The organism is Pseudomonas sp. MD330_10, assembly GCF_042610415.1.
Lineage (GTDB): Bacteria > Pseudomonadota > Gammaproteobacteria > Pseudomonadales > Pseudomonadaceae > Aquipseudomonas > Aquipseudomonas rhodesiae.
Window position 1 is genome coordinate 1 of sequence record NZ_JBHGZU010000065.1, and the last position, 301, is coordinate 301.

Genomic DNA, 301 nt, shown 5'->3' on the forward strand with positions numbered 1-301 from the left:
GACCGTCTGCGTGCGCGTTACGAAGACGAGGGCGTGGACGTGTCGGTGTACCTGACGGTTCGCGCTCTGCAACCGGGCTCGGCACTGGACTTCGACCAGCGCGTACAAGCCGTGCAGTCGTTCCGCAAGTTGCCGGAAGCCGACGCACTGGCGGCCGTGAACAAGCGTGTGTCGAACCTGCTGAGCAAGGCCGAAGGCCTGGGCAATGCCGAAGTCGACCCTGGCATGTTTGCCGATGCCAAGGAGTTCTCGCTGAACTCGGCCATCGCCAAGGCCGAGAATGCGGTGAAACCGCTGATTG

General features: G+C 63.1%; 1 pseudogene. It reads left to right on the forward strand.

Annotated elements, in window-relative coordinates:
• Positions 1-301 (forward strand): annotated as a pseudogene (locus ACFZPT_RS26630) (glycine--tRNA ligase subunit beta); the annotation flags it as partial.